At 70.2% G+C, this 19,895-nt stretch carries 22 protein-coding genes; 6 read left to right on the plus strand and 16 right to left on the minus strand.

The window, feature by feature from the left end; all coding sequences use genetic code 11:
• Positions 1 to 54 precede the first annotated feature (54 nt).
• The 6 genes from QSK36_RS23525 to QSK36_RS23550 all read left to right on the plus strand — a co-directional run bounded on the left by QSK36_RS23525 (position 55) and on the right by QSK36_RS23550 (position 5,308).
• Positions 55 to 879, plus strand: coding sequence for an ABC transporter ATP-binding protein (locus tag QSK36_RS23525; protein WP_183535395.1), 825 nt, complete (start codon positions 55 to 57; stop codon positions 877 to 879).
• Between the two features lie 216 nt (positions 880 to 1,095).
• Positions 1,096 to 1,872, plus strand: coding sequence for an ABC transporter permease (locus QSK36_RS23530; RefSeq protein ID WP_352240789.1), 777 nt, complete (start codon positions 1,096 to 1,098; stop codon positions 1,870 to 1,872).
• Positions 1,869 to 3,221 (plus strand): sensor histidine kinase, encoded by a 1,353-nt coding sequence (locus QSK36_RS23535; protein WP_285783892.1) that lies wholly within the window; start codon positions 1,869 to 1,871, stop codon positions 3,219 to 3,221. Before QSK36_RS23530 ends, QSK36_RS23535 begins: the two co-directional genes overlap by 4 nt.
• 4 nt (positions 3,222 to 3,225) lie before the next feature.
• Positions 3,226 to 3,843 carry a response regulator gene (locus tag QSK36_RS23540; RefSeq protein ID WP_285783893.1) on the plus strand — a complete coding sequence of 206 codons (618 nt, stop codon included), beginning with the start codon at positions 3,226 to 3,228 and terminating at the stop codon, positions 3,841 to 3,843.
• 213 nt (positions 3,844 to 4,056) lie between these two features.
• The gene (locus QSK36_RS23545) at positions 4,057 to 4,665 is read left to right on the plus strand and encodes a TetR/AcrR family transcriptional regulator (protein ID WP_285783894.1); all 609 of its coding nucleotides are present in this window, start codon (positions 4,057 to 4,059) and stop codon (positions 4,663 to 4,665) included.
• Positions 4,666 to 4,717: 52 nt separating this feature from the next.
• Positions 4,718 to 5,308: a cob(I)yrinic acid a,c-diamide adenosyltransferase gene (locus QSK36_RS23550; RefSeq protein WP_182901183.1), complete on the plus strand. Its 591-nt coding sequence runs from the start codon at positions 4,718 to 4,720 to the stop codon at positions 5,306 to 5,308.
• Positions 5,309 to 5,311: 3 nt separating this feature from the next.
• Here the strand turns inward: QSK36_RS23550 and QSK36_RS23555 are convergent, their stop codons facing one another.
• The 16 genes from QSK36_RS23555 to QSK36_RS23630 all read right to left on the minus strand — a co-directional run bounded on the left by QSK36_RS23555 (position 5,312) and on the right by QSK36_RS23630 (position 19,799).
• A complete protein-coding gene (locus QSK36_RS23555) occupies positions 5,312 to 5,710 on the minus strand; it encodes a DUF2550 domain-containing protein (RefSeq protein ID WP_183535389.1) in 399 nt (132 codons plus the stop codon).
• Positions 5,711 to 5,731: 21 nt separating this feature from the next.
• Positions 5,732 to 6,133 carry a F0F1 ATP synthase subunit epsilon gene (locus tag QSK36_RS23560; protein WP_079320504.1) on the minus strand — a complete coding sequence of 134 codons (402 nt, stop codon included), beginning with the start codon at positions 6,131 to 6,133 and terminating at the stop codon, positions 5,732 to 5,734.
• Positions 6,134 to 6,204: 71 nt separating this feature from the next.
• Positions 6,205 to 7,632, minus strand: coding sequence for a F0F1 ATP synthase subunit beta (gene atpD, locus QSK36_RS23565; protein WP_183535387.1), 1,428 nt, complete (start codon positions 7,630 to 7,632; stop codon positions 6,205 to 6,207).
• Position 7,633: 1 nt separating this feature from the next.
• Positions 7,634 to 8,533: a F0F1 ATP synthase subunit gamma gene (locus QSK36_RS23570; RefSeq protein ID WP_183535385.1), complete on the minus strand. Its 900-nt coding sequence runs from the start codon at positions 8,531 to 8,533 to the stop codon at positions 7,634 to 7,636.
• Positions 8,534 to 8,536: 3 nt separating this feature from the next.
• Entirely contained in the window at positions 8,537 to 10,186 is a 1,650-nt protein-coding gene (atpA, locus tag QSK36_RS23575) for a F0F1 ATP synthase subunit alpha (protein ID WP_139575876.1), read from the minus strand.
• A 24-nt stretch (positions 10,187 to 10,210) separates the two neighbouring features.
• On the minus strand, positions 10,211 to 11,020 hold the full coding sequence (locus QSK36_RS23580) for a F0F1 ATP synthase subunit delta (RefSeq protein ID WP_285783895.1): 810 nt from the start codon (positions 11,018 to 11,020) through the stop codon (positions 10,211 to 10,213).
• Positions 11,020 to 11,568 carry a F0F1 ATP synthase subunit B gene (locus QSK36_RS23585; RefSeq protein ID WP_182901178.1) on the minus strand — a complete coding sequence of 183 codons (549 nt, stop codon included), beginning with the start codon at positions 11,566 to 11,568 and terminating at the stop codon, positions 11,020 to 11,022. The genes QSK36_RS23580 and QSK36_RS23585 overlap by 1 nt, the downstream gene beginning before the upstream one ends.
• Before the next feature lie 29 nt (positions 11,569 to 11,597).
• A complete protein-coding gene (gene atpE, locus QSK36_RS23590; RefSeq protein ID WP_142560345.1) occupies positions 11,598 to 11,837 on the minus strand; it encodes an ATP synthase F0 subunit C in 240 nt (79 codons plus the stop codon).
• An 80-nt stretch (positions 11,838 to 11,917) separates the two neighbouring features.
• The gene (gene atpB, locus QSK36_RS23595) at positions 11,918 to 12,706 is read right to left on the minus strand and encodes a F0F1 ATP synthase subunit A (protein WP_285783896.1); all 789 of its coding nucleotides are present in this window, start codon (positions 12,704 to 12,706) and stop codon (positions 11,918 to 11,920) included.
• Positions 12,707 to 12,838: 132 nt separating this feature from the next.
• Complete coding sequence (locus QSK36_RS23600) at positions 12,839 to 13,054, minus strand: hypothetical protein (protein ID WP_079320510.1); 216 nt, start codon at positions 13,052 to 13,054, stop codon at positions 12,839 to 12,841.
• 62 nt (positions 13,055 to 13,116) lie between these two features.
• A complete protein-coding gene (locus tag QSK36_RS23605; RefSeq protein WP_139575871.1) occupies positions 13,117 to 13,539 on the minus strand; it encodes a Cg1360 family ATP-synthase-associated protein in 423 nt (140 codons plus the stop codon).
• Between the two features lie 145 nt (positions 13,540 to 13,684).
• Entirely contained in the window at positions 13,685 to 15,097 is a 1,413-nt protein-coding gene (locus tag QSK36_RS23610) for an MraY family glycosyltransferase (protein ID WP_285783897.1), read from the minus strand.
• A gap of 63 nt (positions 15,098 to 15,160) precedes the next feature.
• Positions 15,161 to 16,423 carry a serine hydroxymethyltransferase gene (glyA, locus tag QSK36_RS23615; protein WP_183535381.1) on the minus strand — a complete coding sequence of 421 codons (1,263 nt, stop codon included), beginning with the start codon at positions 16,421 to 16,423 and terminating at the stop codon, positions 15,161 to 15,163.
• A gap of 137 nt (positions 16,424 to 16,560) precedes the next feature.
• Positions 16,561 to 16,950 carry a hypothetical protein gene (locus tag QSK36_RS23620; protein ID WP_139575869.1) on the minus strand — a complete coding sequence of 130 codons (390 nt, stop codon included), beginning with the start codon at positions 16,948 to 16,950 and terminating at the stop codon, positions 16,561 to 16,563.
• A 2-nt stretch (positions 16,951 to 16,952) separates the two neighbouring features.
• On the minus strand, positions 16,953 to 17,162 hold the full coding sequence (locus tag QSK36_RS23625; protein WP_285783898.1) for a hypothetical protein: 210 nt from the start codon (positions 17,160 to 17,162) through the stop codon (positions 16,953 to 16,955).
• A 3-nt stretch (positions 17,163 to 17,165) separates the two neighbouring features.
• On the minus strand, positions 17,166 to 19,799 hold the full coding sequence (locus QSK36_RS23630) for a hypothetical protein (protein ID WP_285783899.1): 2,634 nt from the start codon (positions 19,797 to 19,799) through the stop codon (positions 17,166 to 17,168).
• Positions 19,800 to 19,895 lie beyond the last annotated feature (96 nt).

A 19,895-nucleotide genomic window follows, 5' to 3' on the forward strand; every position in this document is an offset into this window, starting at 1 on the left:
CGAGTCCACCGGCCGTTGGTGTTCCACGAGCCGTACGGACGCGAATCTTGAGTCATGACGACAGCGGTGAGAGTGCGCGGGCTGGCCAAGCGCTACGGCGACGTGCAGGCGGTCGGCGGCATCGACCTCGACATCCAGGCGGGCGAGGTGTTCGCGATACTCGGCCCCAACGGGGCCGGGAAGTCCACCACGGTGGAGATCCTGGAGGGCTACCGGCGCCGGGACGCCGGTGAGGTGAGCGTCCTGGGCACCGACCCGGGCCGGCCGACGCGCGAGTGGCGGTCGCGGATCGGCGTGGTGCTCCAGACGGCCAACGACGTGGCCGAGGCGACCGTGCGGGAGACGATCCGGCACTTCGCGGGCTACTACCCGAACCCGGCGGACCCGGACGAGGTGATCGAGCGGGTCGGCCTGACCGACAAGGCGGGCAAGCGGATCAGGCAGTTGTCCGGCGGCCAGCGGCGCCGGATGGACGTGGCTCTGGGCGTGATCGGCAACCCGGAGCTGCTGTTCCTGGACGAGCCGACCACAGGCTTCGACCCGGAGGCGCGCCGCCGGTTCTGGGAGCTGATCCAGGACTTGGCCCACCAGGGGACCACGATCGTGCTGACCACCCACTACCTGGACGAGGCCGAGGCGCTGGCCAACCGGGTGGCGGTGGTGGCCCGCGGCCGGATCGTCGCAGAAGGCACGCCCGCGACCCTGGGCGGGCGGGCCACCGCCAAGGCCACGGTCCACTGGGCCGGCGGTTCGGAGGAGACCGACACTCCGACGAAGACCGTGCTGGAGCTGAGCCGCCGCTTCGACGGCGAGGTCCCCGGGCTGGCCGTGATCCGGCCCTCCCTGGAGGACATCTACCTCCGCCTCATCGAGGGCTGAGCCTCCGCCGGGCACAGCCGCCCGCCCGGCGGCGACTCCTCCCGGCTCACCCGAGGTATGCGTACTCCCGCGTAGGACGGGCCCCTTCTTCCCTCCCGCCGGTGGTGGACCCCGCCGGCTCCCCCATACAGCCGAGGACTGCTGACTGCCATGACCGAAATCGCCGCACCGAGGGCCGCGACGGCCGCCCCCGCCCGAATGCCTTCCACCCTCCGCGTGGGACTGTCCCGGGCGGCCCTGGAGACGAGGATGTTCTTCCGGGAGAAGGACGCGGTCCTGTTCACCTTCTCGTTCCCGATCATCCTGCTGGTGATCTTCGGATCGATCTTCTCCGACCAGATGGAGGGAACCGGGCTGAGCGTCTCCCAGCTCTACGTGGCCGGACTCATCGGCTCGGCCACCATGACCGGTTTCCAGAACCTCGGCATCGGCATCGCCATGGACCGGGAGGACGGCACGCTCAAGCGGCTGGCCGGGACGCCGATGCCGCCCGCGGCGTACTTCATCGGCAAGGCGCTGAACACGCTGCTCGTGTCCTTCCTCCAGGTGGCCATCCTGCTGGCCATCGGGGTGGCGATGTTCGATCTGGAGCTGCCCTCCGCCGCATCGAGCTGGCTGACCTTCGCCTGGGTGTTCGTGCTCGGAGTGCTGGGGTCGTCGCTGCTCGGCGTCGCGGTCAGCAGCCTGCCCAGATCCGGCAAGAGCGCCGCCGCGGTGATCACGATGCCGTTCGTGGTGCTGCAGTTCATCTCGGGGGTGTTCATCCCGCTCAGCCAGCTTCCCGACACGCTGGCGCGGATCGCCTCGTTCTTCCCGCTCAAGTGGATGTGCCAGGGTTTCCGGTCGGTCTTCCTCGGTGACGCCGGTGCCACACTGGAGCTCGCCAAATCGTACGAACTCGGCCGGGTCGCCCTCGTCCTGGGCGCCTGGCTCGTTGGAGGGCTGGTGCTGTGCCTGACGACCTTCCGCTGGAAGGGGCGGCGCGACGGTTGAGCGGACCGGCGGAAGGGCCGCACCGCCGCGCGTGGCCTATCCGCCTGTTCACCCGGCAGAGCCCGGACCCGGCCGGGCCGCATGTATGGCACCGGCGGCTCGGCTGGGAGCTGCTGCTCGCCGCCTCGACCCTGCTCCCGGCCGTGTTCATCGCGATGGAGGACCTTCCCCCGTGGCAGCGGATCCTCGCCGCCGGGTCGCTGGCCGCGATCCCCCTGCTCTACGTGTTGTTCGGCCGGCCCGCGATCACGAACGGCGACCGGCGCCGGGGCGTCGTCTACATCGTCCTGCTCGTCGCGTTGTTCACCCCGGCCGTGCTCATTGAGCCATCGGCGTCGATAGCGCTCTTCGGACTCTGCTCACAGTGCTTCATGGTGCTGCGGGCGCGCTGGGCGATCGTCGGCCTGATCACGCTGAACCTGCCCCTGGCCGTGCGCTACCTGGTCCAGGAAGACCAGCGGAGCTCGTTCAACTACCTGACCATCATCACCACTGTGATCTTCTTCTCCTCGATCTTCGGCATCTGGATGGAGCGGATCATGGAGCAGAGCGAGGAGCGGGCCGCGCTCATCCAGGAACTGGAGGCCCAGCGGGCCGAGGTGGCCCGGCTCTCGACCGAGCACGGAGCCATGGCCGAGCGGGAGCGCCTGGCCGGGGAGATCCACGACACCCTGGCTCAAGGGTTCACCAGCATCATCATGCTGCTCCAGGCGGCCGAGGCGCAGCCGGACCCGTCCCGCCACCTGGCGCTGGCCGTACGGACCGCGCGGGAGAACCTCGCCGAGGCCCGAGCCCTGATCAGCGCACTCAGCCCGGCCCCGCTCGACGGCCCCAGCCTGGACGAGGCGTTGCGCCGGCTGACCGACCGGCTCGGTGAGGAGACCGGGATCGTCACGGGCTTCTCCGTCACCGGCGAGCCGCGGCCGCTGCCCCGCCCGGCGGAGGTCGTGCTGCTCCGGGCGACCCAGGAGGCCCTGGCCAACGTACGCAGGCACGCGGAGGCGGGCCGGGCCGAGGTCACGGTGGCCTACCGGCCGGAGTCGGTCGCCCTGGAGGTCCGCGACGACGGGCGCGGCTTCGACCCCGCGGCCACCGGCGGGTACGGCCTGCGCGGGATGCGCGCTCGCGTCGAGCAGGCCGGCGGCTCCGTGACGGTGACGAGTTCGCCCGGCGCGGGCACCCTCCTGGAGGTCGCCCTGCCGACCGGCCCGGCCCGTCCCGGCGCCGCTCTCCCCGGCGCCGCTCTCCCCGGGGCGACGGCGACCGCGGGACCGGCCTCCGTCCCTCCCGCCCGTACGGCGCCTGCCGTGGTAACGGCCGACGCCCACCCCACCGAGTCCGGAGTGTGACCCGATGCTGCGCCTGATGATCGTCGACGACCACCCCGTTGTGCGCGAAGGACTGCGCGGCATGCTGGAGTCCGACCCCGGGATCACCGTGGTGGGCGAGGCGGCCTCGGGAGACGAGGCGGTGGCCCGGGCCCGGGAGCTCACACCCGACGTGATCCTGATGGACCTGCGGATGCCGGGCGGCGACGGGGTGAGCGCGACCACCCGCATCCTGGCGGACCGGCCGGAGAGCCGGGTGATCGTGCTGACCACCTACGAGGCCGACCAGGACATCGTGCGCGCGGTCGAGGCCGGGGCCGCCGGCTACCTGCTGAAAGACACCTCCCGGGCGGATCTGCTGGCCGCGATCGTCTCGGCGGCGCGGGGCGAGACGGTGCTGTCGCCGTCCGTGGCGACCCGGCTGGTGACCCGGATGCGGGCGCCGGTGACCGAGACGCTGTCCCGGCGTGAGACGGAGGTGCTGGCCCTGGTCGCGCGGGGGCTGACCAACGCCGAGATCGGCAAGGCGTTGTTCATCAGTGAGACCACGGTGAAGACGCATCTGCTGCGGGTCTTCACGAAACTCGGCGTCTCCGACCGCACCGCCGCGGTGACGACCGCCCTGGCGCGCGGGCTGCTGTAATTGCCGATGCAATTGCAGCAAGGTCTGTGTATCTCAATTGGTAAGCGTGCTGACCTCTTGACGGCCTTGTCAAGCTAATGACCGTCTTTGGCATAGCCCGAAAGTGCTTATTTCTCAGCACTTCCGCAAAAAGGATCTTGCGTTCATAATGGGGACTTCTGGGGGGACCATGACAGGGTGAGGTGAAAAGTGGCGGGACGGGACTATCGGGGGATGTCGGCTGCCGAAAGGCTTGCAGACAGGAGGGAAAGGCTCATATCGGCCGCTTACACCCTGTTCGCCCAACCCGGCTTCCACGCCACCACCATCGAGAGGCTGTGCGCGACCGCGCGCATCTCCAATCGCGCCTTCTACGAATGCTTCTCCAGCCGTGAGGACCTGATGCGCGCGGTTTACGAGCGGTGCATCGAGGAGACCCTCATGTCGGTCACCGAGGCCATCGACACGGCCCCGCCCACGCTCGACGACCGGATCGTCGCCGGCATCGCCGAATACATCCGCTTCGTCACCAAGGACGTGCGGCGCGCCCGTCTGATGCACCTGGAGGTACGGCGGGCGGGCAACGTGCTCAGCGGCGCCCGCCAGCAGGCGGTGGCGTCGTTCACCAAGGTCATAGAGTCCTCGGCGCGGGGTGCGGCCCGCATGCCTCCCCTCGACCTCCACCTGCTTGCGCTCGGCCTCATCGGCGCCATCACCGAGTTACTCATCGAGTGGGTGATGACCGAACCGTCCCCACCCACCGAGCAGCTGATCGAGACCGCCGTGTACATCTTCCGCCGCACCTTCTCCTCCGACGGCCCCCTGGCCGCCTCCACCCAGTGACCCGTGACGGCCTCCGCCCGATGAAGCAGGGCGCACGGCTACGCTGAGCGGCATGACCCGAGCCGACAACGACAAGCCGGTCGTCCTTTCCAAGATCTACACGAAGACGGGCGACGACGGCACGACCGCACTGGGCGACATGAGCCGCACCCGCAAGACCGACCCCCGCCTGGCCGCCTACGCGGACGTGGAGGAGGCCAACGCCGCCATCGGCGTCGCTCTCGCCACAGGCGGCCTGTCCGAGGACGTCACGGCCGTCCTCAGCCGGGTGCAGAACGAGTTGTTCGACGTCGGCGCAGACCTGTGCACCCCGGTCGTCGAGAACCTCGAATTTCCGCCGCTGCGGGTCGAGGAGCCGTACGTCGCCTGGCTGGAGGAGCAGTGCGACCGGTTCAACGCGGAGCTGAAGCCGCTGCGCAGCTTCATCCTGCCCGGCGGCGCACCCGCCACGGCCTTCCTCCACCTCGCCCGCACGGTCGTACGGCGGGCCGAGCGCTCGGCCTGGGCGGCGCTGGAGGCGCACGACGACGTGAACCCCCTGACGGCCACGTACCTGAACCGCCTGTCCGACCTGATGTTCATCCTCTGCCGCGTGGCCTCCGCCGGCGACGAGATCCTCTGGAGGCCCGGCGCCACCCGCTGAGCGTCACGCGGCGTCGAGGTGGGCGCTGGGCGGGGCGGACTCCAGCCAGGCGAGGAAGCCGGTGAGGGCGTCCTCGCTCATCGCGAGGGACAGCGGGCCGCGCTCCGCGGAGCAGACGACGGTCCAGTAGCCGGCGGGGCCCTCACCCGTGTCGAGCATCCTCCGGCTGGAAACGGTGAGGCCGCGCCTCGCGATCGCGTGGCGCGGCCTCAGGCCGAGTCCCAGGAACGGGATCCAGTGGAGCTCTCCCCCTGCGTAGCGGGCGACCCCGCTCTTCCAGCCCCCCTGGCCGTCCCGTACTCGGCAGACGATCGTGCCCCGGGCCCGTGCCAGGACGAAGCCCCGGATGACGAGGAGCGCGGCCACGGCGAAGACGCCCGTGAGTATCCCAAGCGCCGCCACTGGCCGCCCTCCTCCTGTCGGTCAGACCTCTTCGCCGGCCGCCCGCAGCCGGGCAGCCGCACGCTTGGCCTGCAGTCGTGCGTCCGCGTCCTCCTGGTCGGCCTCGATCGAGGCCTGAGCACGCTGCAGCGCGTCCTTGGCCCGCGCGACGTCGACCTCGGAGCCGAGCTCGGCCGCCTCCGCCAGGATCGACACGTCGTTGTCGGCGACGGAGATGAATCCGCCGTGCACCGCGGCCACGAGGTCGCCTTCGTCGCCGCGCTTGACGCGCAGCACCCCGCCCTCGACGAGGACACCGAGAACGGGAGCGTGGTTCGGCATAATACCGATCTCGCCGTCCACGGTCTTGGCAATGACCATGTCGGCCTCGCCCGTCCAGATCTCACGTTCCGGCGACACGACGCCCACGCGAAGCTTTGCCACTTCTCAGCTCCCTTTCGACGGACGCCTGTACGGCGCGGCCGAGGCCGTGCCGTACAGGCGTCGAAGGCGTCCTAGCGCTCGAGTTCCTTCGCCTTGGCGATGGCCTGCTCGATGCCGCCCACCATGAAGAATGCCTGCTCGGGCAGGTGGTCGTACTCGCCGGCGCACAGGCCCTTGAACGAGGCGATGGTCTCGTCCAGCGGCACGAACTCACCCGGCTGGCCGGTGAACGCCTCGGCGGCGTACATCGGGTGGGACAGGAACCGCTCGATGCGGCGCGCCCGCTGAACGGTGACCTTGTCCTCTTCGGAGAGCTCGTCGATGCCCAGGATGGCGATGATGTCCTGCAGTTCCTTGTACTTCTGCAGGATTCGCTTGGTCTCCTGGGCGACCGCGTAGTGCTCCTCACCAATGATCTGCGGGTCGAGGATCCGCGAGGAGGAGTCGAGCGGGTCCACCGCGGGGTAGATGCCCTTCTCCGAGATCGGCCGGGACAGAACGGTCTGCGCGTCGAGGTGCGCGAACGCGTTGTGCGGCGCCGGGTCGGTGATGTCGTCCGCGGGCACGTAGATCGCCTGCATGGAGGTGATCGAGTGACCGCGGGTGGAGGTGATGCGCTCCTGGAGCACACCCATCTCGTCGGCGAGGGTCGGCTGGTAACCCACGGCGGACGGCATGCGGCCGAGCAGCGTGGACACCTCGGAACCCGCCTGGGTGAAGCGGAAGATGTTGTCGATGAACAGCAGCACGTCCTGCTTCTGCACGTCGCGGAAGTACTCCGCCATGGTCAGAGCGGACAGCGCCACCCGCAGACGGGTGCCCGGGGGCTCGTCCATCTGGCCGAAGACGAGCGCGGTGTCCTTGAGGACGTCCGCCTCCTCCATCTCCAGCCACAGGTCGTTGCCCTCACGGGTGCGCTCGCCGACGCCCGCGAACACCGAGGTGCCCGAGAACTTCAGCGCGACGCGGCGGATCATCTCCTGGATCAGAACGGTCTTGCCGACGCCCGCGCCGCCGAACAGACCGATCTTGCCGCCCTTCACGTACGGCGTGAGCAGGTCGATGACCTTGATGCCGGTGGGCAGCATCTCCGTACGGGCCTCGAGCTGGTCGAACGCCGGGGCCGGACGGTGGATCGGCCACCGCTCGTTGACCTCGATGGAGGCCTTGGGCGCGTCCAGCGGCTCGCCCAGCGCGTTCCACACGTGGCCCTTGACCGCGTCGCCGACCGGCACCGAGATCGCGGCGCCCGTGTCGGTGACGGCCGCGCCGCGGACCAGGCCGTCGGTGGGCTGCATCGAGATGGCCCGGACGATGTTGTCGCCGAGGTGCTGGGCGACCTCCATCGTCAGGGTCTTGGTCTCCTCGCCGAGCGTGACGTCGACGGTGAGCGCGTTGTAGATGTCCGGCATGGCCTCGACGGGGAACTCCACGTCGACGACCGGACCGGTGACGCGGGCGACACGGCCCACGGTGGTCTCAACAGTCTGTGCGGTCATTTCACTCTTTCCCCGCTGCGGCGTCAGCCAGCGCGTTCGCGCCACCGACGATCTCGCTGATTTCCTGGGTGATCTCGGCCTGACGCGCCTGGTTCATCTGCTGGGTGAACACGCGGATGAGCTCGTTGGCGTTGTCGGTGGCCGACTTCATCGCGCGGCGCCGGGCGGCGTGCTCGGAGGCGGCCGACTGCAGCAGCGCGTTGTAGATGCGCGACTCGATATAGCGCGGCAGCAGCGAGTCGAGCACGTCACCGGCCGTCGGCTCGAACTCGTAGTAGGGCGGGATGCCCTCCGGGGGCGTCTCCGCCTCCTCGACCTCGAGCGGCAGGATCCGCTTGACGATCACGTTCTGCGTCAGCATCGAGACGAACCCGGTGTAGACGACGTGGATCTCGTCGATCCCGTCCTCCGCCTTAAACGCCGTGATGAGCGCGTCGGCGATCTCCTTGGCGTTGGCGTACGTCGGGTTGTCGGAGAAGCCGTCCCACTCGCCGAACATCTCCCGGCTGCGGAAGCGGTGCCAGGTGAGGCCCTTGCGACCCACGACGTACGGCCTCACGGTCAGGCCGCGCCCGGTCAGGTGGCCCTTCAGCGCCTCGGCCTCACGGAGGATGTTGGCGTTGTAGCCGCCGGCGAAGCCGCGGTCGCTGGTGACGATCAGGACGCCGGCCGTGGCCGGCTGCTCCTTGGCCACCGTGAGCGGATGGTCGACGTTCGTCGTGTTCGACAGGACCGCCGACACCGCGTGGGTGATCTCCCGCTCGTACGGCACGGCCGCCTGCATCCGCTGCTGCGCCTTGACGATGCGCGACGAGGCGATCAGCTCCTGCGCACGGGTGATCTTCGCGGTGGACTTGACCGACTTGATCCGCCGCCGCAGCTGTCGAAGCTGGGCACCCATGGGTTACTTCGCCTCGGCCTTGCGAACGTGCTTGACGACCTTCTCCTGGCCGACCTCGCTGGCGTCCAGCGCCTCGACCGGCTCGTCGTTGACGAGCAGCTCACCGCTGGAGGTGGTGAAGCCCTTCTTGAACTCCGTGATGGCGTCCTTGAGGGTGGTCACCGTGTCGTCCGTCAGCTCCTTGGTCTCGCGGATGCTGTCGAAGACACCCTTCTGGGCGGTGCCGAGGTAGTCGAGGAACTCGGCCTCGAAGCGGCGGATGTCCTCCACCGGCACGTCGTCCAGCTCGCCGGTGGTGCCGGCCCACACGGAGACGACCTGCTTCTCGACCGGGAACGGGCTGTACTGCGGCTGCTTGAGCAGCTCGACCAGGCGGGCGCCGCGCTCCAGCTGGGCGCGGGAGGCCGCGTCCAGGTCGGAGGCGAAGGCCGCGAAGGCCTCCAGGTCGCGATACTGGGACAGCGACAGACGGAGCGTGCCGGCCACCTTGCGCATGGCCTTGACCTGGGCGGAACCGCCGACTCGGGAGACCGAGACACCGACGTTGATCGCCGGGCGGACACCGGCGTTGAACAGGTCGGTCTCCAGGAAGCACTGGCCGTCGGTGATGGAGATGACGTTGGTCGGGATGAAGGCCGACACGTCGTTGCCCTTGGTCTCGATGATCGGAAGACCGGTCATCGAGCCGCCGCCCATGTCGGCCGAGAGCTTGGCGCAGCGCTCCAGCAGACGCGAGTGGAGGTAGAAGACGTCGCCGGGGAACGCCTCACGGCCCGGCGGACGGCGCAGCAGCAGCGAAACGGCGCGGTAGGCGTCGGCCTGCTTGGTCAGGTCGTCGAAGACGATCAGCACGTGCTTGCCCTGGTACATCCAGTGCTGGCCGATGGCCGAACCGGTGTACGGGGCGATGTACTTGTAGCCCGCGGGGTCGGAGGCCGGAGCGGCGACGATGGTGGTGTACTCCAGCGCGCCCGCCTCCTCGAGGCGGCCCCGCACCTGGGCGATCGTGGAGCCCTTCTGGCCGACGGCGACGTAGATGCAGCGAACCTGGCGGCTCGGGTCGCCGGAGAGCCAGTTCTCCTTCTGGTTGAGGATGGTGTCGACCGCGATCGCGGTCTTGCCGGTGCCGCGGTCGCCGATGATCAGCTGACGCTGGCCGCGGCCGATCGGCGTCATGGCGTCGATCGCCTTGAGGCCGGTCTGCAGCGGCTCCTTCACCGGCTGGCGCTGGACCACCGAGGGGGCCTGCAGCTCGAGGGCGCGGCGGCCCTCCGCGGCGATCGGGCCCTTGCCGTCGAGCGGGTTGCCCAGGGGGTCGACCACGCGGCCGAGGAAGTCGTCGCCGACCGGCACCGACAGGACCTCGCCGGTGCGGCGCACCTGCTGGCCCTCCTCGATGCCGCTGAAGTCGCCCAGGACGACCGCACCGATCTCGCGCACGTCGAGGTTCAGCGCCAGGCCGCGGGTGCCGTTCTCGAACTCGAGCAGCTCGTTCGCCATCGCCGAGGGAAGGCCGGAGACATGGGCGATGCCGTCCCCGGCGTCGACGACGGTCCCGATCTCCTCGCGCGCGGCACCTTCCGGCTCGTACGCCTGGACGAAGCGCTCAAGGGCGTCCCGGATCTCGTCCGGCCGGATCGTAAGCTCCGCCATCTCTTTCTTGTCTCCCTATTCGCCTCAGCCGGCCAACCGGCGGCGGACTTCTTCGATACGTCCGGCGATCGTGGTGTCGATGTAGTCGTCTCCGACCCTGACGGAGAACCCACCGAGCACCTCCGGGTCCACCTCGACGTTCAGGTGGACGTCTCGCCCGTAGGTGGTTCGCAGCCAGGCCGCGAGCCGCTGCTTCTGTTGCTGTGAGAGCGGCACCGCGCTGCGGACCACGCCCACCAGGCGCTCGCGCGCCCGCGCGACGATCCAGCCGAACTCCTCCAGTGCCGTCTCCAGGCTACGTCCCCGCGGGTGCACAACAGCCTGCGTGACGAGCCGTACGGTGGAGGGAGCGGCCTTCCCGCCGAGCAGCGTGGCGAGCAGGTCGCGCTTGCGCTCGGCCGGGATGGCCGGGTCGCTGAGCGCGCGGCGCAGCTGCGGGTTGGCGGCGAGGATGCGGCCGAAGCGGAACAGCTCGTCCTCGACGTCGTCGAGGCGGCGCTCCGACTCGGCCTCGGCGGCCGCGGACATCACGCCGACGCGCTCCAGGGCGTCCGGCAGGTCGCCGGCCTTGGACCACTTGGCCCTGACCGCGGCGACCGCGATCTCCAGCGCGGCGTCGCCGACCTTCCCCTGCAGCAGGGAGCGCAGGACGCTCCCCTTCTGCTCCGCCGGGCGCGAGGGGTCGGAAAGACCCCGGCGCAGCCCGTGCTCGCGGTCGAAGAGGTCGGCCACGGCGAACAGCTCCTCGGCGAGGGCGCCGAGGTCGGCGGACGCGGCGGCGGTGTTGAACCGCTCCTCGACCTCCGTGAGGGCGGTCCTGCTGAGGCCGCGCATCAGCGGACCGCCTCCGGACGGCCCTCGAGCTCTTCGAGGAACCGGTCCACGACGCGACGCTGGCGGGCCTCGTCCTCGAGCGACTCGCCGACGATCCGGCTCGCCAGCTCGGTGGACAGGCGCCCGATCTCACCGCGCAGCTGGGTGAACGCCTGCTGGCGGTCGGCCTCGATCTGGGCGTGAGCCGCCTCGACGATGCGCCGCGCCTCGGCCTGGGCCTCCTCGCGGAGCTCGGCCTTGATCGCGGCGCCCTGCTCGCGGGCCTCCTCGCGCAGGCGGGCCGCCTCCTGGCGGGCCTCCGCGAGCTGCGCCCGGTACTGCTCCAGAGTGCGCTGGGCTTCGGCCTGGGCGTCCTCGGCCTTCTTGATGCCGCCCTCGATAGCCTCGGTCCGCTCGGCCAGCGTCTTCTGGATGCGCGGGGTGAGGATCTTTCCGACGACGAGGAAGACGACGAGGAAGGCGAAGCTGCCGACGACCAGCTCGTAAGCGTGCGGGATGAGGGGGTTCTCCGCCCCCTCGGCCGCCAGGAGCGTAGCTGCCATAGTCATGGGTGCAGCCTTCCGTCAGAGTGGGTACGTCAGCTCGTGGGGTAGATGAAGGGGGCGACGAGGCCGATGAGGGCCAGCGCCTCGGTGAGGACGAAGCCGAGCAGCATGTTCTGCCGGATGAGGCCGTAGGCCTCGGGCTGGCGGGCGATGGCCTGCACTCCCTGGCCGAAGATGATGCCCACGCCGATGCCGGGGCCGATGGCGGCCAGGCCGTAGCCGATGGCACCAAGGTTGCCGATGACGCCGGTGGCCGCAGCGAGAACGCTCATTCGTCTTTTCCTTTACTGGTCGGCCGGTGAGTGTCGCCTCACCGGTCTGGTCTACGTAAGGGGCGGGTCTCAGAGATCCGTCAGTGGTCGGGGTGCAGCGAGCCGCCGATGTACATGGCGGCCAGCAGGGTGAACAGGAAGGCCTGCAGGAACTCGATGAACATCTCGAAGCCGGTCATCGCGATCGTCATGATCGCGCCCACGACACCGAGGCCCGCCCCGAGCGGGGTCGGCTTCTCGAAGAGGAACCAGAATCCGACGGCGCTGAAGAAGGCCAGGATCAGGTGTCCGGCGAACATGTTCGCGAAGAGTCGGACGGCGTGCGTGAAGGGCGCGATGATCAGGTTCGACAGGAACTCGATCGGCGCGAGCAGCACGTAGATCGGCTTCGGCAGTCCGGGCGGGAACATCATGTTCTTGAAGTAGCCGCCGAGACCCTGGTGCTTGATGCCCAGGTAAATCTTGATCACGTAGATGGTGACCGCGAAGACGATGGGGAACGCGATGTGCGACGCGACCGGGATCTGGATCAGCGGGACGACACCGAAGATGTTCCACAACAGGATCAGGAAGAACAGGCTGAGCAGCAGCGGCATCCACCGCTCCGCGTCCTTGCCCAGGAACGGGCGGGCGACCTGGTCGCGGACGAACTGGTAGCCCATCTCGCCGATGTTCTGCATGCCCCGGGGCACGAGCTTCGGATTGGCGAAGGCGCTCCACGCGAGGGCGGTCACCACGAGGGCGCCGAAGATCGCCATGAGCACCGGCTTGGTCAGCCAGGACGGCGCACCCTCGTACAGCGGAGGGAAGTCGAAGATGGACGGTCCCGGCGCCGTGAAGTCCTCGGCGACGAGCATGAGGGGGGTCACTTGGCCACCTCGCCTGCCTGCTTGGGGCCGAATGCCCGAAGCATGTGCTTGTTCGTCCGTTCGCTACGCTCGCGCACGGGCGTTCCCTTCAACGATTTGATCAACAGAAGAGCGTGGGAAGCGGGCCGGCTGTCAGCGGCCGTACTTCAGATAGACGAGGTAGGCAGCCAGCCCGACCCCGAGAATGACGCCTATGGGGATGAACGCGTGCACGCCGGTCCACCAGCTCAGCAACCAGCCGAGGCCGCCCCATACCAGGATCCCGGACAGCAGATAGCTCGGGACCGACCAGGCGGCGTCGGCGAAGTCGCGGCCGTCGGTCTCGGGCCTGCGCTCCTGTTCGCTCATCGCGCCATGACGATAGCAGGAGCCATGCGGACTAGTCATATCGGGCTGCCCCGTACGCGTGGTCATCCGCGGCCCTGCCCGGGAACCTTCGCCTCAGGCTCCACATAAAGCATCTTCAGTTTCATGAATCCGCGCATCTCACCGATGGTCCAGGCGAGCGTGCACGCGATGACGCTCAGCGCGAACACCCGGGAGTCGAACGCGGTCGTGCCGGAAAAGGCGTTCATCATCGCCATGATCGCGAGGATCTTGACGACGTAACCCAGCACGGCGGCCGCCATCATCGCCATGGGCGAGACCCTGCCGGCCCAGGAGACGACGACCAGGCCGACAGTGAAGAAGGCGGCGACGAGGACGAGACCGATGCCGGCGCCCAACGCACCCTTGGCCCCGGTCGTGAACACCGCGACGAGCGCGGCGAGGAGACCGACGATCAAGGTCGGCACGGCGGCGCCCTTGAGAACGCGCACGTCGTTGGCCTGCATGGGACTCCAGAATCGGTTGTCAAACGAGCGATTGCTACCTGCTGGGGCGTCGTTGGCCTTGCCCCTTGCTAGTGAAAGCTATCACAAGCCCCGGAGTGCCACCTTTACCTGGTGTTTCGGGTCGTCGCCGACCTGCGGGGACGGCTCAGAGGAAGGTCCCGGTGTCGGCGTGGGAAGTGGTGGGAGGGACGCCCGGGGAACCCGGAGCACCCTGCCCGGGGTAGGGATGCCGGCCCGGCGCCGCGAACCTGCCGGGGACCGCCTGGCCGGAGGCGGCGGGAGCGGCCTGGCCGGGGGTGACGGGCGGGGCGGGCGGGGGGACGACGGGGTAGACGAGCGTGTCGTGCTCCGTCGTCCCGCGTCTGGCGGGGCCGGGGCCGGACGAGCGGCTCCCGGCCGGACGCGCTCCGATCTGCTGGTCGCCCTTGGGGTCCTGCGTCGCGGTGCGGCGCGACCGCCACCGCGGCAGGCCCATGATCACCAGCACCGCCACCGCGAGCACGATCGTCAAGGGGAACACGATGAGCGGCACGCGGCCGATCGACAGGCCCACGATCGCGAAGGCGAACAGGAACGTCCACGCGTACATGATCAGAACGCTGCGCCGGTGGGAGTGGCCGATGTCGAGCATCCGGTGGTGCAGGTGGCCGCGGTCGGGTGCGAAGGGCGACATCCCGGCCGATGTCCGCCGGACGACCGCCATGATCAGGTCGGCCAGAGGAAGGACCACGACCGCGATCGGCAGCACCAGCGGCAGGATCACCGGGAACCGGTTGATCTTGCCGACGACCGCGTCCGGCTCGACCGACGACAGGCTCGTGATCAGCGAGGTGGCGAGCAGCAGGCCGAGTAGCATGGCGCCGGTGTCGCCCATGAAGATCTTGGCGGGGTTGAAATTGTGCGGCAGGAAGCCCACGCACATCCCGATGAGGATCGCCGCGATGGCGGCCGTCCCGTTGATCCGCGAACCGCTCGCGGTCTGCTGCAGCACGATCGAGTAGGCGAAGGTCGCCATCGCCGCGATCGCGACGATCCCCGCGGCCAGGCCGTCCAGCCCGTCGACGAAGTTCACCGCGTTGATCACGACGACCACGATCATGATGGTGAGGATCGTGTGCAGGGTGTCGTCGAGGGCCTGGGAGCCGCCCATCGACTGCGGCAGCGGGAGGAACTGCAGGTACACCTTGAAGTAGACGAGCAGCCCGCCCGCCGCGATCTGGCCGCCCAGCTTGACGAGCGCGTCCATGCCGAGCCAGTCGTCCAGGAAGCCGGTGACGACGATCAGGCCGCCGGCCGCGAGGAGGGCGGCCACCGTCTGGCCCGTCTGTCCGCTGTCGAACGCGCCGCCGACGTACGGCAGGTTGCTCGCCACCAGCAGCGCCGCCGCCATCCCGCCGAACATCGCGAGCCCGCCCAGACGCGGGGTGGGCACCGTGTGCACGTCCCGCTCCCGCACCTCGGGCGCCGCGCCGATGCGCAGCGCGAACGCCCTGACCGGCGGCACCAGCAGGTACGTCACCGCGGCCGCCACGAGCGCCAAGAGGAGATATTCGCGCACGGACCTAGTTTCCTGGATAGGCGGATCGGTTGTGACGGGCAAAAGACATAGATCGCCCTATCCCTAACGGGGATATGCCGGATGCGTCGCGGTCAGCCCCTTTACCCGTTCGAGGACCGACGTTATCGCACCCGGCTGCCGGATGGCCCGGACGACGAGAGACGCGATCTCCCTCATTTCCGCCGCGCCCATGCCCTGGGTGGTCGCGCAGAGCGTGCCGACCCTGATCCCGGAGGTCACGGTCGCGGGCGCCGGGTCGTACGGGATCGCGTTGTGGTTGAGCAGGATCCCGGCCTCGGCGCAGCGCCGCTCCGCCTCCGCCCCGCTGACCCCGGCGCCGCGCAGGTCCACCAGCGCGAGATGGGTGTCGGTGCCGCCCGACACCGGGCGCAGCCCCTCATCCGCCAGCCCCTCCGCCAGCGTCCTCGCGTTGTCCACCGCCGACGCGGCGTAGGCCCGGAACTCGGGGCGCAGCGCCTCGCCGAACGCCACCGCCTTGGCCGCGACCACGTGCATCAGCGGCCCGCCCTGGCTGAAGGGGAACACCGCCCGGTCGATCCCCGACGCCAGTTCGTCCGTGCACAGCACGCCTCCCCCGCGCGGGCCGCGCAGCGACTTGTGGGTCGTGAAGGTCACGACGTCCGCGTACGGCACGGCCGACGGAATGGCCCGGCCGGCCATGAGGCCGATCTCATGGGCGACGTCCGCCAGCAGCCAGGCCCCGGCCTCGTCGGCGATGTCGCGGAAGGCGGCGAAGTCGATCAGCCGGGGATACGCCGTGGCACCGCAGACGATCACGCGGGGCCGGTGGCGCAGCGCCAGGTCCCTCACCTCGTCGTAGTCGATCGTCTCGGTGTCCCGCCGCACGCCGTAGGAGACGACGTGGAACCACCTGCCGGAGAAGTTGGCCTTGGACCCGTGGGTGATGTGGCCGCCGTGCTCCAGCGCGAGCGCCAGGACGGTGTCCCCCGGCTGCAGAAGGGCCGCGTACGCCGCCAGAATGGCCGTGGTGCCGCTGTAGGGCTGCACGTTGACATGGTCGGCCCCGAACAACCGCTTGGCCCGCTCTACGGCGATCTGCTCGGCGCGGTCGGCCACCTCGCAACCGCGGTAGTACCTGTGGCCCGGGTAGCCCTCGGCGTACTTGCCGTTGAGCGCCGAGCCGAGCGCGGCGAGGACGGCGGGCGAGGAGAGATTCTCGCTGGCGATGAGCTGGAGCCCGCCGCGCAGCCGGGCGACCTCGTCGAGCAGCACCTGGGCGACGTCCGGGTCCTGCGCGGCGAGCCGGGCGAAATCAGGCCCGTAGAACGGCTCCGAACTGTCCATGGAACCGGCTCACAATCCCGTGGCGGTCTTCGCTCCAAGAGTAGACCGCCGGGAGCCCGTCGCGCGGGCGTCGTCGCTGCTCAGGAGGTTGTCAGAGGTCGTCGGTCGTCGCTCGGGAGGTTGTCAGAGGTCGTCGCTCAGGAGGTGAAGGCGTGCGGCGCGCCGGCCTTGCCCGGAATCCAGCGCGGCGTGTCCGCCGCCTGGTCGCTGATCGCCGTCAGCACCGCCTGGCGGTACATCCCGAGGCGGTTGCGCCATTCGGCCACGTCCTGGACGTACCGCTCGGCGACCGGAGCGTCCCACACGTCCCTACTCCGCGCCATCTCGTACGGTTTGTCCAGAGACTTGGTGAGCTGGTCCATCAGCGGAACCACCTGCAGCCACAGGTCGACGAGCTTCTGGTACTCCGGGTTGAACACCCATCCCGTCGGCTGCCCGCCGGGCGAGAGCAGGTCGGTGCTCGACGGCGCCGGCGGGGTCTCCCCCGGCTGCAGCGGAGTCGGCGCCGGCGGGTCGACATAACTCACGATCACGCCTCCTGTGCGAAGCCGGCCAGCACGCCGGCGTTGGTCGTCGCCTGCCCTGCCCCGAGCACCCCGGCGGGCCGCCGCCCGGCTCTGCTCATCCGGTCGCCCCGCCCCGCACCGTCGTCCGGCCCGGCCGCCCGAGTCGCACGGCAGCGGCCCTCGGGAGGCGGGCCCTGGAGGCGATCCCGCCCGAGCGGGAACGTCACTCGCACGCGTCACTTCTCCGGCTTCTCGATGACGACCTCGACGGCTTCGACGCGGCCGGCGGGCCCGTCGGGCTGGATCTTCCTGGCCACCCAGTCGCCCTTGCCCCACTCCCCTTCCGGGACGCCGACGTCCGGCATGTCCACGGGCTCGATGTCCCGATGATGGTCCACCAGCATGCGCGGCACGGCCTCGTCATCCGAGTGGCGAGCGGGATAGGTGAGCACGTCCCCGGGCTGCGCGGCGGCGAGTGATCGGGGATCGGGAGCCGGAGCCTGGCCGGTGTCCGGCGTCCCCGCCGCACCGTTGGTCCCCGCGCTGTTCGTTCCCGCGTCATGTGCCGCCGCGCCGTGTGCGTCATGCCCCTGCGTTCCCGCACCGTGCATGCCATGACCATGCGTCCCCGCACCGTATGCGCCGGAGTCATGCGTCGCCGCGCCGTCCCCGGCTGCCCCGATCGCGCCCGTAGCGGCATCGTTGTCGCACGCTCGCCCGTTCGTACCGGTCGCGCCGTCGGCCCTGTCGCTCACACCGGTCGTCCCGGTGTGGCCCGTCGCGCCATCGCCGCCGGCACCCGTCGCGCCCGCAGCCCCGACCGTCCCGGCCACGTGGCCGTCTCCGGCCGCCGTCCCCACCGCGTGCAGGCTGCCGGTCGCCGTGCCCGTTCCCGCCGCGTGCCCGGTGCCGGGAGCGTCCACCGCCTGCAGGCTGCCGGTCACCGTACCCGTCGCGCCTGATGTCGCGGGCGCCGCGTCGGCCGTGCCCGTGGCACCTGCCGTCCCGGCCGCGTGAGCCGCGCCGTTCGCCGCATTCGTCCCCGCGGGTGCCGCGGGAGCCGCGTCGGCCGTGCCCGCCGGGTGAGCGGTCCCGGTCGCCCCGGGCGCCGCATGGGTCGCATCGGCCGTACCGGTAGCACCCGCCGTGGTCGCCGGATGCGATGTCCCGGTCGCCGTACCGCTTGCGGCCGTGTCGCCCGTGTATGCATGACCGCCGGCGCTCGCCGTCACCGCGCCGTGGCCGGCGGGAGTCCCCTGCACGGCGTTCGGGTTGTCGCCCGCGAGCGGATCACCGGAAAGGTTGTCCGCGGGCGTGCCGACGTAGGCGCCCATGGGATCGCCGGGCGCGAGGCCGGGTTGCGGAGGCTGGTTCGCCGCCGGGTTGGTCGGCTCGGCGGGTGGCACCAACCCGGGCGGCCCGTCCGGGTGCGCGCCGGTGGCGCTCGCCGTCTGCGCGTCTGGCGTGCCGATCGGCTGGACGCCCTGCGGGTGCTCGGCGCTGGGCTGGTTCATCGGGGTGCTGACGACCTTGACCCCGTCGACGACGGTCACCTGCCGACCGGCGGGGTCGATGTCGTCCGGGTGATCCTTGCCGGGAGTGTCGTAAAACGCCGAGTCGTTTCCGCCCGAGGAGGGTTGCTCCCCGGCCGCTTTCGGATCGACCGAAGTCCCCTGCCCCGGGTTCTGGTCCTGCACCGGGTTCTGGCCCTGCCCGTGGGCGACGGGCTGTTGCCGGCCGCCGTCGGACTGGCTCTGAGCGGCACCCTGGCTGTCGCCGACGGGCTGCGCGTGGTTCGCGCCCTGATCCTGACCCACGATCTGATCACCGCCGGCAGGCTGACCCGGACCGGTGGGCTGGTCCTGGCCCACGCCCTGCCCCACACCCTGACCATCGCCGACCGGCTGACCCTGACCGGTGGGCTGGTGAACCTGGCCGGAGTCGCCGCGGGTCGCGCCCGTGTCGCCGGTGCCGCCTGCGGCGCCGTCGGCGCCCGCCTGGCCCGCACCTGAGCCGGTCCCCGCACCGGTGTCGCCGCTCGCGCCGGTGGCCGGCGGCGTCCCCGTGCCTGTGCCCGTCCCCGTGGCCGTGCCGGTATCGGCGGGGTGGACCGGACCGTGTGTCGAGGAGGGCATCTGGGCGAGGGAACCCTCGACGGTGCCGTAGGAGGGCTTGCCCGCGAGCTTCCCTTCGGCCACTCCGCGACCTCCGCCGTCGCCGTTCGCGCGGGTCGCGCCGTCGGCGGCGCTGTGCGCCCGGTGGGAGGTCTCACCCTTCGCTGCCGCGCCGGAATCGCCGGAACCATGCGACGACGTACGGATGGCGTCCTGCTTGTCGTGGGCCGCCTTGCCCTCGGACTTGGCATCCGGCTTCGCGTCGGACTTGCCGTCGGCCTTGTGTTCGGGCTTGTGCGCGTCCGTCTTCGCGTCGGCCTTGTGGCCGGATGTGCCGTCCGCCTTGTGGTCGGACTTGCCGTCGGCCTTGTGGTCGGCCTTGTGGTCAGGCTTGTGGTCAGGCTTGGCGTCGCCCTTGTCGCCCTGCGTGCCGGACTTCGGCGCCGGATCGTCCGCCGGCGCGGTGGTGTCCCTCTCCTCCGTGAAGGAGGCCCCGCGGGCCGTGGGTGCCTGGCCCGTGCTCTGCTGTTTCTCCTTCTTCTCCAGCAGGGTCACGCGGTTCGTGACGTCCTTGACCATCGTCGAGCACGCGTCGGCGACCTGCGACGGCCGGTGGGTCACGTGCACGGAGACGCCTGCCGTACGCGTCAACTGGGTGACCCGGGCCTCGATGCCGTCCATCTGCTTCGCGGCGTGCTGAACCTCCGACAGCAACTCACGGACGAGCTTCGGATCCATCCCGTCGAGCTTGGCCATGGGCGCGCCTCCACTGAGATATCGGCGCACTTCACGGTAGCCGGGGTGGCATCAGTAAAGAAGCCCGATAGCCAGACGGCATCGATCGCCCTGATC

The organism is Microbispora sp. NBRC 16548 (assembly GCF_030268985.1).
Taxonomy (GTDB): Bacteria; Actinomycetota; Actinomycetes; order Streptosporangiales; family Streptosporangiaceae; genus Microbispora; species Microbispora catharanthi.

Bases quoted from the DNA above. Each gene is read 5' to 3' on its own strand.
- QSK36_RS23525 (WP_183535395.1), top strand. From the start codon at position 55: ATGACGACAGCGGTGAGAGTGCGCGGGCTGGCCAAGCGCTACGGCGAC.
- QSK36_RS23540 (WP_285783893.1), top strand. From the start codon at position 3,226: ATGCTGCGCCTGATGATCGTCGACGACCACCCCGTTGTGCGCGAAGGA.
- QSK36_RS23545 (WP_285783894.1), top strand. From the start codon at position 4,057: ATGTCGGCTGCCGAAAGGCTTGCAGACAGGAGGGAAAGGCTCATATCG.
- QSK36_RS23550 (WP_182901183.1), top strand. From the start codon at position 4,718: ATGACCCGAGCCGACAACGACAAGCCGGTCGTCCTTTCCAAGATCTAC.
- atpD (WP_183535387.1), bottom strand. From the start codon at position 7,632: ATGACCGCACAGACTGTTGAGACCACCGTGGGCCGTGTCGCCCGCGTC.
- QSK36_RS23570 (WP_183535385.1), bottom strand. From the start codon at position 8,533: ATGGGTGCCCAGCTTCGACAGCTGCGGCGGCGGATCAAGTCGGTCAAG.
- atpA (WP_139575876.1), bottom strand. From the start codon at position 10,186: ATGGCGGAGCTTACGATCCGGCCGGACGAGATCCGGGACGCCCTTGAG.
- QSK36_RS23580 (WP_285783895.1), bottom strand. From the start codon at position 11,020: ATGCGCGGCCTCAGCAGGACCGCCCTCACGGAGGTCGAGGAGCGGTTC.
- QSK36_RS23585 (WP_182901178.1), bottom strand. From the start codon at position 11,568: ATGACTATGGCAGCTACGCTCCTGGCGGCCGAGGGGGCGGAGAACCCC.
- atpE (WP_142560345.1), bottom strand. From the start codon at position 11,837: ATGAGCGTTCTCGCTGCGGCCACCGGCGTCATCGGCAACCTTGGTGCC.
- QSK36_RS23600 (WP_079320510.1), bottom strand. From the start codon at position 13,054: ATGAGCGAACAGGAGCGCAGGCCCGAGACCGACGGCCGCGACTTCGCC.
- QSK36_RS23605 (WP_139575871.1), bottom strand. From the start codon at position 13,539: ATGCAGGCCAACGACGTGCGCGTTCTCAAGGGCGCCGCCGTGCCGACC.
- glyA (WP_183535381.1), bottom strand. From the start codon at position 16,423: ATGGACAGTTCGGAGCCGTTCTACGGGCCTGATTTCGCCCGGCTCGCC.
- QSK36_RS23630 (WP_285783899.1), bottom strand. From the start codon at position 19,799: ATGGCCAAGCTCGACGGGATGGATCCGAAGCTCGTCCGTGAGTTGCTG.